Source organism: Enterovirga sp., from assembly GCF_028290205.1.
Classification (GTDB): domain Bacteria; phylum Pseudomonadota; class Alphaproteobacteria; order Rhizobiales; family Beijerinckiaceae; genus Enterovirga.
In genome coordinates, this window is sequence record NZ_JAQGKF010000058.1 from 1 (window position 1) to 10,493 (window position 10,493).

The window sequence follows — 10,493 nt, forward strand, 5'->3', positions numbered from 1 at the left end:
CCATCAGCAGCATGGCCAGCAGCGCGACCCCGGAGAACCAGGACAGGCTGGCCTGCCCGCGCGGCACCACCACGGCGGCGGCGAGGAGCGGGCCGAGCGCATAGCCCGCATGGCCGCCGACCTGGAACACGCCCTGGGCCAGCCCCTGCCGGCCGGCCGCCGCGTGCCGGGCCATCCGGGTTGCCTCCGGATGGAACACGGCGGAACCAAGCCCCACCAGCGCCACGGACACGAGCACCGCCCCGTAGCTGCCCGCAAAGGCGAGGCCGAGCAGGCCGCACAGCGTCGCGCCCATGCCGCCCACCATTGCATAGGGCCAGGGCCGCCGGTCCGTGAGCCAGCCGAGCAGCGGCTGCAGCAGCGACGAGGTGACCTGAAAGGCCAGCGTGATCAGGCCCACCTGCGCGAAATCGAGGCCATAGGCCGCCTTGATCAGCGGGTAGGTGGCCGGGATCATCGACTGCAAGAGGTCGTTCAGCAGATGCGCGACGCTCAACGCCCCGAGCACCAGCATCAGCGGCCGTTCAACGGCAGGCGGGGAAAGCGCGGTGGCAGCCATGGGGCGGGAGTGGGCCGGGTGGCGGGGCCCGTCAACCGGAAGTTGGACAGGGCAGGTTTGCGCTGCGGGAGGGCAGAGAGCTGAGCGGCTGCAAGCTTTCGGGTGCGGCCGCATCAGCAAAGTCTTGTGCTTCGCCGGGCCCGAGCCGGCCTGCTCGCCGCTCTACATCACCGCCCCGATCTGCCAGGGCACGAACTCCGCGTCCCCATAACCCAGCTCTTCGCTCTTGGTGCGCTCGCCCGAGGCCACGGCCAGGACCTTGGCGAAGATTTCGCGGCCCTTTTCCTCCACCGGGACGCCGTCCAGGATGGTGCCGCAATCGATGTCCATGTCGTCCTGCATGGAGCGGAAGACGTCGGAATTGGTGGCGAGCTTGATCGAGGGCGCGGGCTTGGCCCCGAAGGCGGAGCCGCGGCCGGTGGTGAAGCAGATGAGGTTTGCGCCGCCGGCCACCTGGCCGGTCGCGGCCACCGGGTCGTAGCCCGGCGTGTCCATGTAGACGAAGCCACGCTCGCGCACCTGTTCGGCGTATTCGTAGACGGCCCGCAGCGTCGAGCGGCCGCCCTTGGCCGTGGCGCCGAGCGATTTCTCCAGAATCGTCGTGAGACCGCCGGCCTTGTTGCCGGGAGACGGGTTGTTGTTCATCTCGCCGCCGTTTTTGGCGCAATACTCCTCCCACCAGCGGATGCGGGCCACGAGTTTCTGGCCGATCTCGACCGAGGCCGCCCGGCGCGTGAGAAGGTGCTCGGCGCCATAGATCTCGGGCGTCTCGGACAGGATCGACGTGCCGCCGTTGCGGACCAGGAGGTCGGAGGCGGCGCCCAGCGCCGGGTTGGCCGTGAGGGCCGAATAGCCGTCCGAGCCGCCGCATTGGAGAGCGAGGACCAACTCGGAGGCGGGCCGCGTCTCACGCCGGGCGGCGCCGGCGGCCGGCAGCATGTCCCGGATGGCGGCCACGATGGCCTGCACGGTCTTCCGGGTGCCGCCGGTCTCCTGGATGGTGAGCGTGCGAAAGGTGTCGGTCTCCTCGAGCCCGTAATCGCGCTTCATGCGGCCGATCTGAAAGACCTCGCAGCCGAGCCCGACCATGACGATGCCGGCGAAGTTGGGGTGGCTAGCATAGCCCCACTGGGTCCGGCGCAGCACGTCGAAACCCTCGCCCGAGGCGGCATGGCCGCAGCCGGTGCCGTGCACGATGGCCACCACCCCGTCGATGCCCGGATAGGCGGCCAGCGCGCCTGAGCGCTCCAGCTCCTGGGCGGCGAAGCGGGCCACGGAGGCCGAGCAGTTCACCGAGGTCAGGATGCCGATGTAGTTCCGGGTGCCGGTGCGGCCCGAGGCGCGGCGAAAGCCCTGGAAGGTGGCCCGTTCGGAGGCCGGCAGAAGGGCGTCGTCGCCTGCATCCTCCGCGAAGCGGTAGTCACGGTCGAATTCGTGCAGGCCGACATTGTGCTCGTGCACCCAATCCCCGGGCGCGACGTGGTTTTGGGCGAAGCCGATGATCTGGCCGAGCTTCACGACGGGCTCGCCCTCGCGGATCGGCGCGATGGCCATCTTGTGGCCCTTGGGGATGCGGGCCCGGGCCGTGATCCCGTGGGCGAGCTCGCCCGGCCGCACCGTGTCCACGGCCACCACCACGTTGTCGCCCGCGCCGAGATGGAGCACGCGCGGAGCGGCGGTCGCGGAAGCTTGGCCATTCATGGACTATTCATCCTCCCTGCCGGCTCAGTAAGGACCCTGCCTCGACCTGGAGCAAGGCTGCATGTCGGCCGAATTGTCCGAGCGTCCCGCCCTGCATTACTGGGACGCGTTCTGGGACCACCGGCCGGCCGAGTGCCCCTGCGATCAGGATTTCGTCCATTGGCTGGACGACAGGGAGGTGCGGGACAGCGCCATCTTCCATTTCGGAACCGGCGGCCACCACCATGTCGGCGTCGAATGCGCCCGGCCCGACCGCCGCAACGCGGTGCTGGGCATCACGGCCGCGCCGCAGGAGCACGACACCTTCGTGAAGCTGGCGATCGAGCGGCCGGACGTGTTGCGGCACTACAATGTCAGCTTCGGCGACATCTACCTGCTGAACCGGCGGCTGCTGCCGGTTTTCGACATCGTGACGCTGTTCCACCTCTGCGAATTCCGGGGCGAGAAGAACGACGCCTATGGGGCGATGACCGATCTCGAGGTCACGAACCTCCTCACCGACCACCTCCGGCCGGGCGGCCACGTGCTGTTTTTCCCGGGCTCCTACGCCTGGGACCGGGCCGACAACAGCGCCAAGGACGTGGTCAGCGCCTGGGCCGCGGAGCGCGACGTGGAGGAGATCGGACGCTGGCGATCGCTCTTGGTCTACAGAAAACGTGGTTCACGCACGGATCTGCTGCAACCTTGACCGTGGGACGGCGTTCATCCGGCTGCACAGGCAGGAGCGTTCGTCGTCATGGGTATCATCTGGACCATCATCATCGGCTTTCTCGCGGGCGTGGTCGCGAAGTTCATCATGCCCGGGCCGAACGAGCCCCAGGGCTTCATCCTGACCACCATCCTCGGCATCATCGGCGCCGTCGTGGCCACCTATCTCGGGCAGGCGCTCGGCTGGTACCGGCCGGGTGAAGGCGCGGGCTTCATCGGGGCCGTGGTCGGCGCCATCATCGTGCTGCTGATCTACAGCCTGGTGGCCGGTCGCCGCCGCACCACCATCTAGTTCTCGGCCCGGAGCGGTCGCCGCATCAGGGCGGCGATCGCGTCCTGGACGGAGAGGTCGCGGGCCAGCACCGCGGCCACCGCCTCGGCGATCGGCATCTCGACGCCGTGCGCCCGGGCGAGACGAACCAGCGCCGCGGCCGTGAAGGCGCCTTCCGCCAGCCGGCCGCCGCCGGCCCGGTCCGGCGGCAATCCGCGACCGAGATCGAGCCCGAAACTGAAATTGCGCGATTGGGCCGAGCTGCAGCTCAGCACAAGGTCGCCCAGCCCGGAAAGCCCCATCAGGGTCTCGGGCCGGCCGCCCAGCGCCGCCGCGAAGCGCATCAGCTCGGCGAAGCTGCGGGCCACCAGGGCGGCCCGGGCGCTCTCCCCGAGGCCGCTGCCCTCCACAATCCCGGCCGCGATGGCCAGCACGTTTTTGGCGGCCCCGCCGATCTCGACCCCGCGCAGGTCGGCGCCGCGGTACACCCGCAACGACTGTCCCGACAGCGCCTCGGCCCAGCGGGCCGCCACCTCAGGGTCGCCGGAGCTGAGCGTCACGGCGGTCGGCAGGCCGCGCGCCACGTCCGGCGCAAAACTCGGTCCGGACAGGGCCGCGATCGGCTCGCCCGGCCGCAGCGCGGCGATCACCTCGCTCATGAACAGGCCGGAGTCCCGCTCAATCCCCTTTGCGCAGGAGATGAGGGGCGCGCCCGGGGTTAGATACGGACACAGCGCCGTGACGACCTCCCGCACGGTCTGCGCCGGCACCACCAGAAGCGCGGCCTCCGCCTCGGTCAGGCGAGCCGGATCGGCGACCGGCTCCACGCCCGCCTGCAGCGCGACCCCCGGCAGACGGCGGGCGTTTTCGCGCGTCCGGGCCAGGGCCGCGGCCATGGCGGGGTCGCGCATCCAGAGAAGAACGGGCTGCCCCGCAGCCGCGGCCGCGTTGGCGAGCGCCGTGCCCCAGGCGCCGCCGCCGATCACCGCGACGGTCATGCCGCGTCTCGGGACGGCGTGCGCCGGTTCCCCCGGCTCGCTGCATCCCGGCCTCGCCGGGTCACGGGCCGGCTGTCCCAAGCGCCTGGTCCAGCGGCCAGCGCGCCCGGGCCGGCGCCGTCATGTCGTCGATGAGCCCCATCCGCAGGCGCTCGATGCCGGTCCAGGCCACGATGGCCCCATTGTCGCCGCAGAGCGGCAGCGGCGGCGCCACGAGGCGGAGGCCAGCCTCGGCCGCGAGGCGGCCGAGGGCGCGCCGGATCGCCCCGTTGGCCGACACCCCGCCCGCCGCCACCAGCGCCGAAGGGTGGCCGACGCTGTCGCGAAAGCCCCGCAGGGCCACGCGCGTCCGGTCGATGACGACGTCCACCACGGCGGCCTGGAAGGAGGCGCAGAGGTCGGCGACATCGGTCGGAGTCAGGGGCGCGACCCGCTCCGCTTCCAGCCGCAGCGCCGTCTTGAGGCCGGACAGCGAGAAGTCAGGCCGTGGTCGGCCGAGCATCGGCCGGGGCAACCCGAACCGTTCCGGGTCGCCGCGTTCGGCCTCCCGTTCCACCTCCGGCCCGCCCGGATAGGGAAGGCCGAGCAGCTTCGCGACCTTGTCGAAGGCCTCGCCGAGCGCGTCGTCGACGGTGGAGCCGAGGCGCAGGTGATCGCCGACGCCGCGGACGGCCACCAGCTGGGTGTGGCCGCCGGAGGCGAGAAGCAGAAGGTAGGGAAAGGGCAGTCCGTCGGTGAGGCGGGCCGTGAGCGCATGCGCTTCGAGATGGTTCACGGCGATGAGCGGCTTGCGGGCCACGAGCGCCAGCGTCTTGGCGGTGGTCAGCCCGACCAGGAGGCCGCCGATCAGGCCCGGTCCGGCCGCCGCCGCAATGCCGTCGAGATCGGAGAGCCGGGTCCCGGCGCGCTCGAGGGCGCGCTCGATCAGGCCGTCCAGCACCTCCACATGCGCCCGGGCCGCGATCTCCGGCACCACGCCGCCGTAAGGCGCGTGCTCGGCGACCTGGCTCAAGATCTCGTTCGACAGGATCGCGCCGCGGCCCTCGTCCGTCAGCTGCACGACGGCCGCGGCCGTTTCGTCGCAGGTTGTCTCAAGGCCGAGGACGCGGAGGCGGGAAGGCATGAGGGAGGAGCGATCATCCTGGCCGCGAAAGCGGCGCCCTTTCACCCAAGGGTCGCGCTCGCCTATAGGGTGCGGGCCGGCGCCTGCCTAGCGCAACCCATCCCGGCCGGAGTCCGCATGTCCGATCCCGCCCAGCTCGTGATTGGAACCCGCGCGAGCCCGCTCGCCATGGCGCAGGCGCACGAAACCCGGGACCGGCTGGTTCGCGCGCACGGCTCGGACCAGCGGCGTCTCGTGCTGCGGCCGATGACCTCAACCGGCGACCGCATCCAGAACCGGCCGCTTGCCGAGGCGGGTGGCAAGGGCCTGTTCACCAAGGAGCTGGACGAGGCGCTGATCGCCGGACGCATCGATCTCGCCGTGCATTCGGCCAAGGATCTGCCGACGGCCCTGCCGGACGGGCTGGTGATTGCGGGCTACCTGCCGCGGGAGGATGCCCGTGACGTGCTGGTCAGCCGCCATCAGGGCGGACTCGCCGCCCTCCCTCCTGGCGCCCGCATGGGCACGGCGTCCCTTCGGCGCCAGGCCATCGTTCTGCGGGCGCGGCCGGACCTCCAGGTCGTGCTCCTGCGCGGCAATGTCGGCACGCGGCTCGACCGGGTGGAGCGCGGCGAGGTCGACGCGACGCTGCTGGCGCTCGCGGGGCTGAAGCGGCTCGGGCTCGAGCACCGGGCGAACGTGGTGCTGTCCGCCGACGACATGCTGCCGGCCGTTGGCCAGGGCGCGATCGCCCTCGTGATCCGGGCCGGCGACGCACGCGTGGCGGGCGATCTCGCCCCCATTTGCGACCTCGCCACGGAGCAGGCGGTCTCGGCCGAGCGGGCCTACCTGACCGTCCTCGATGGATCCTGCCGGACCCCGATCGCCGGCCATGCCCGGGTGCTCGGGGGCGAACTCGACCTGCGCGGGCTGGTGCTGGAGGCGGACGGAACGGGGGCGGCCGAGGTGCGGCTGTCGGGCCCCGCGACGGAGGCGGAACGGATCGGCCGCGAGGCCGGGCTCGATCTGCGCCGCCGACTGCCCGGCGGCACGATCCCCCGGGTCTAGACGAGATGCGGGTCCTGGTCTCCCGGCCCCGCCGCCAGGGCGACCGGACCGCCGCGCGACTCGCAGCGCTTGGCCACGAGGCGCTGGTCGCGCCGGTGCTGGAGATCGTGCCGCAGGAGGCGGCCCCGCCGAGCGGCCGGGCGGCCGGGCTGCTCCTGACGAGCCTCAATGCCGTGTCGGCCGCCCTGCGACACCGTGCCCACCATGGCGAGGTCCCGGTCTTCGCGGTCGGGGCCCGCACGGCCGCCGCCCTGGCCGAGGCCGGGGTCTCTGACGTGCGCTGCGCCGAGGGCGACGGCGCCGCCTTGGCCCGGCTCGTGACCCGGGAACTCCCGCGGGGCGCCGCTTTGCTTCACCTCGCCGGCCGCGACCGGACGGCCGAGCCGGCCCGCTCGCTCGGGGCCGCGGGCTACACGGTCCGGGTCTGTGTGGTCTATGAAGCCAGGCCCGCCGGCCGGCTGCCGGACAGTGTGGCCGAGGCCCTGGACCTGGGCCGGCTCGACGTGGCGCTGCATTACTCGCGCCGCAGCGCCGCTACGCTGGTCGGCCTGGCCGAACGGAGCGGCCGCCTCGATCGGCTGGCCGGGCTGGTCCATCTCTGCCTCTCTGAGGAGACGGCGATTGGCCTCGCGCCGCTTGGACCGGCTGCGATCGCGGTTGCCGCCTGCCCCGACGAGGCGGCGCTGCTCGGGCTTCTGACCGGGATCGAACCGGCTTCGGCCCCGCTGCGGTCTCGCGCCGCCGCCGAACCGGGTGCTAGACAAGGAACGATCGAGCGACCCACCAGTTGCGGACAGCCAAGGACGATCGGCCCCGATGAGCGAGACGCGACGACCTGACCCTCTGCGCCGGGACCCGCCCGTGATCGACCTGCCGTCGGGTCAGTTCCGGGAAGAGAAGCGCGACGGGGCCCCTCCCGGCCCCACCGCGACCGGGCCGGCCGAGCCGCCCGCCGAAGGAGCCAGCGCCATCGAGCCGGTCGCCGCGACTGGGCTCGGCCCGAACCCGTTTCCCAAGGACAGCAAGGCCGACCCGGCTGCCTCGGGGCCGAAATCGCCGGCCGGAGCGGCGGGGGCCTCCGGCGGCGGCAAGCCCGTGCCAGACGCCAAGCCGTCATCGGACGCCAAAACTTCGCCGAACGCCAACCCGGCAGCGGAGACCAAGCCCGTAACGCCGTCCGCCGCCTCCCTTGGGGCCGGCAAGGGCGCCGGCACGCCTGCCGCCGGTGGGCCGGCGGCGGCTGGTCCTGCGGCGGCTGCCGCGGCCAAGAGCGCAGTGCCGCCGAGCTCCGGCCCGCCCAAGACGGGGTCCGGGCCGGCCCCTTCCGCTCCGGCGGCCGCAGCCGGCAGGCCGGCAAAGTCCCGGGGCGCGGGATCGCTGCTGGCAGCGTCCGTCCTTGGCGGTCTCGTCGGCGCCGGCCTGACGCTCGGGGCCGAGCGCTACCTGCTGCCGCCGCGGCAGGACCCCGCGATGCTGGACCGCATGGCCACCCTGGAAAGCCGGCTCGCGGCGCTTCCGGCCGGGAGCCCGGCGAGCAGCGGCCTGGAGCCCCGGATCGCGGCGCTCGAGGCCGGCCTCAAGGAGACGGCCGCCGCCGCCCAGGCGTCCCGCGCAGCGGCCGAGGCGGCCGCAAAACAGGTCGGCGAAGCACTGGGCCGCCCCGGTCCCGCCGCGTCGGCTCCGGCCCCGGATACGGGCCTGCGGGAGGCCGTGACGGCTCTGACCGCCCGGCTCGACGAGAGCGCCGGGCAGGCCCGGGCCAACGCCACGGCGATCGGTGAACTCGGCACGCGCGTCGAGGCGCTTGGGACGCGGTCCGGCGAGGGGCTCCAGGCCGTGCAGGCCGCCGTGACGGCGCTTCAGGGGGGCGTCCAGGCGCTTCAGGCCGAGGTTCAGGCCCTTAAGACCGGAACGGGCGCGCTCGACACCCGCACCGGCCAGGCCGAAGCGCGGCTGGCCACGATGTCGACCGAACTCGGCCGGATGTCGGGGGACCTCGCCAAGCTGTCGCCCGCCGCCGTGCAGGCCGGTCTCCGGGTCGTGATCGCCGGCCGCATCGAGGATGCGCTGCGGGCCGGCACCCCGCTCGGACCGACGCTGCAGCCGCTGGCCCGCTTCGGCACCGACCCGGCCGCCATTGCGGCGCTCCAGCCGTTTGCCGAAACCCCGGCGCCCTCCGCCGGGGCGCTGGCGGCCGAGTTCAAGCCCTTGGCCGAACAGATGACGGCCGTGCCGCGTCCGCCCGCCGAGACCTGGCTCGACCGTGTCCGGCGCGTGTTCGAGAAGGTGGTCACCGTGCGGGCCGTCGGGGACGGCAGCGGCACCGATCTGCCGGGGCTCGTGTCCCGCATCGAGGCGGCCCTGGGCCGGGGGCAACTGGCCGAAGCCGCTGGGCTGTGGGACCAGCTCCCCGCCCCCGCCAAGGCGATGTCCGAGAGCTGGGCCGGGCGCCTCAAGGCCCGTGTGGCCGCCGAGGCCGCGGCCCGCAGCATCTCGCAGGCGGCCCTGGCAGCTCTCGACGGAGCGAGCCGCTGACCCGCTCCGCCCCGCCGTGGACACCGGGCGCGGGGCCGCGCCATGGTGCCATCTTCGCAGGGAGCGGCCTGCCGCTCCGCGCCCGCTGATCCAGGAGCCCCAACCGCATGTGGCGCGCCCTCGTCTTTCTCGGCCTGATCTGCCTCGCGGCCTATGGCGCGGTGTGGCTGGCCAACCACCCCGAGACGGTCGCGGTGACCTGGGCCGGGCGGGAATATTCGACTTCGCTCGCCGTCGGCGTGGTGGTGCTGATCGGGGCCGCCATCCTGCTGTCGGGGCTGTTTGGCGCGACCCGGGCGCTGGTGTCGCTGCCCGGCACCATCCGGCGCGGCAACCGCCGCCGGCGCTTCAGCAGGGGCCAGTCGGCCCTGACGCGCGGAATCGTGGCCGTGGGAGCCGGCGATGTCACGGCGGCGCGCCGGCACGCGGCCGAGGCCGAGCGGCTGCTCGGCTCGGAGCCGCTGGCCCTCCTGCTCAAGGCGCAGGCCGCGCAGGCCTCCGGCAACCGGGAGGTGGCCGACGCGGCCTTCCGGGACATGGCCGCGCGGCCCGAGACCCGGGTGCTCGGGCTCCGGGGACTCTATCTGGAGGCCCGCCGCCGCGGTGACGCCGAGGCGGCCCGGCAGCATGCCGAGGAGGCCGCCCGGGTGGCCCCCGCCGTCGGCTGGGCCAGCGATGCGGTGCTGGAGGCGCAATCGGCCGAGCGGGATTGGGCCGGCGCTGTGCGGCTCGTGGAGCGCCGAACCTCCCTCGGCCTGATCGACCGGGCCACGTCGCGACGGCAACGGGCGGTGCTGCTCACGGCCGATGCGATCGACCGCGAGGCTCGGGATCCGGAGGGTGCGCTGGCTTCGGCCCAGCAGGCCGTGAAGCTCGCCCCCGACCTGGTTCCGGCCGCCGCGCTCGCGGCCAGGATGCTGTCGCGGCGCGGCGACCTCAAGAAGGCCGCCAAGGTGGTCGAGGCCGCCTGGGCGGTGACGCCGCATCCGGACCTCGCCGGCGCCTATCTGAATCTCCGGCCGGGCGATTCGGCCACGGACCGGCTGCACCGGGCCGAGACCCTGGCCCGGCTGTCCAGCTGGTCGGCCGAGTCGCGCTTCGCCATCGCGCGGGCGGCGATCGAGTCACGCGAACTCGCCCGGGCCCGCGAGGTGCTGCGGCCCCTGCTGGAGGACGAGGGAAGGCCCACCGTCCGGCTCTGCATGCTGATGGCCGAGATCGATGGGCGCGACGGCAATCCGGGCGGCTCCCGCGAATGGCTGGCCCGCGCGGCCCGGGCGCCGCGCGACAAGGCGTGGATCGCCGACGGCCTCGTGTCGGAGACCTGGGCCCCCGTGTCCCCGGTCAGCGGCCGCCTCGATGCGTTCCGGTGGGACACGCCGCCCGAAGCGCTCGGGGCCCAGAAGGATGCCGGCGACGGGCCACTTGTGTTCGAGCCGGAGCCGGAGCCCGGTCCGGCGGACGAACTGCCGGGGCTGAAACTCACGGCCCCGCGAGGGGCGGCCGCGGCGGCTCCGCCGGCGCTCGTCGACACGCCCGCCCCTGCTGCGG

At 73.5% G+C, this 10,493-nt stretch carries 10 protein-coding genes; 6 read left to right on the forward strand and 4 right to left on the reverse strand.

Annotated elements, in window-relative coordinates:
• Together JWR86_RS04165 and JWR86_RS04170 are read right to left on the reverse strand one after the other, a co-directional pair.
• On the reverse strand, positions 1–514 hold a 514-nt coding region (locus tag JWR86_RS04165), incomplete at its 3' end, for an MFS transporter (RefSeq protein WP_299561163.1).
• Between the two features lie 207 nt (positions 515–721).
• The gene (locus tag JWR86_RS04170; protein WP_299561166.1) at positions 722–2,260 is read right to left on the reverse strand and encodes a UxaA family hydrolase; all 1,539 of its coding nucleotides are present in this window, start codon (positions 2,258–2,260) and stop codon (positions 722–724) included.
• A 61-nt stretch (positions 2,261–2,321) separates the two neighbouring features.
• Between JWR86_RS04170 and JWR86_RS04175 the strand changes: the two genes are divergently transcribed.
• Together JWR86_RS04175 and JWR86_RS04180 are read left to right on the forward strand one after the other, a co-directional pair.
• Entirely contained in the window at positions 2,322–2,948 is a 627-nt protein-coding gene (locus JWR86_RS04175) for a hypothetical protein (RefSeq protein WP_299561168.1), read from the forward strand.
• A gap of 48 nt (positions 2,949–2,996) precedes the next feature.
• On the forward strand, positions 2,997–3,260 hold the full coding sequence (locus JWR86_RS04180) for a GlsB/YeaQ/YmgE family stress response membrane protein (RefSeq protein WP_299561170.1): 264 nt from the start codon (positions 2,997–2,999) through the stop codon (positions 3,258–3,260).
• On the opposite strand, the gene JWR86_RS04185 is transcribed toward JWR86_RS04180, so the two are convergent.
• Entirely contained in the window at positions 3,257–4,237 is a 981-nt protein-coding gene (locus JWR86_RS04185) for an NAD(P)H-dependent glycerol-3-phosphate dehydrogenase (RefSeq protein ID WP_299561172.1), read from the reverse strand. The genes JWR86_RS04180 and JWR86_RS04185 overlap by 4 nt on opposite strands.
• Before the next feature lie 61 nt (positions 4,238–4,298).
• The gene (gene tsaD, locus JWR86_RS04190; protein ID WP_299561174.1) at positions 4,299–5,360 is read right to left on the reverse strand and encodes a tRNA (adenosine(37)-N6)-threonylcarbamoyltransferase complex transferase subunit TsaD; all 1,062 of its coding nucleotides are present in this window, start codon (positions 5,358–5,360) and stop codon (positions 4,299–4,301) included.
• A gap of 117 nt (positions 5,361–5,477) precedes the next feature.
• Between tsaD and hemC the strand changes: the two genes are divergently transcribed.
• From hemC to JWR86_RS04210, 4 genes are all read left to right on the forward strand, one after another.
• A complete protein-coding gene (gene hemC / locus JWR86_RS04195) occupies positions 5,478–6,407 on the forward strand; it encodes a hydroxymethylbilane synthase (RefSeq protein WP_299561177.1) in 930 nt (309 codons plus the stop codon).
• 5 nt (positions 6,408–6,412) lie between these two features.
• Positions 6,413–7,246 (forward strand): uroporphyrinogen-III synthase, encoded by an 834-nt coding sequence (locus JWR86_RS04200; RefSeq protein WP_299561180.1) that lies wholly within the window; start codon positions 6,413–6,415, stop codon positions 7,244–7,246.
• The gene (locus tag JWR86_RS04205; protein WP_299561182.1) at positions 7,224–8,942 is read left to right on the forward strand and encodes a hypothetical protein; all 1,719 of its coding nucleotides are present in this window, start codon (positions 7,224–7,226) and stop codon (positions 8,940–8,942) included. The genes JWR86_RS04200 and JWR86_RS04205 overlap by 23 nt, the downstream gene beginning before the upstream one ends.
• 107 nt (positions 8,943–9,049) lie before the next feature.
• On the forward strand, positions 9,050–10,493 hold a 1,444-nt coding region (locus JWR86_RS04210; protein WP_299561184.1), incomplete at its 3' end, for a heme biosynthesis HemY N-terminal domain-containing protein.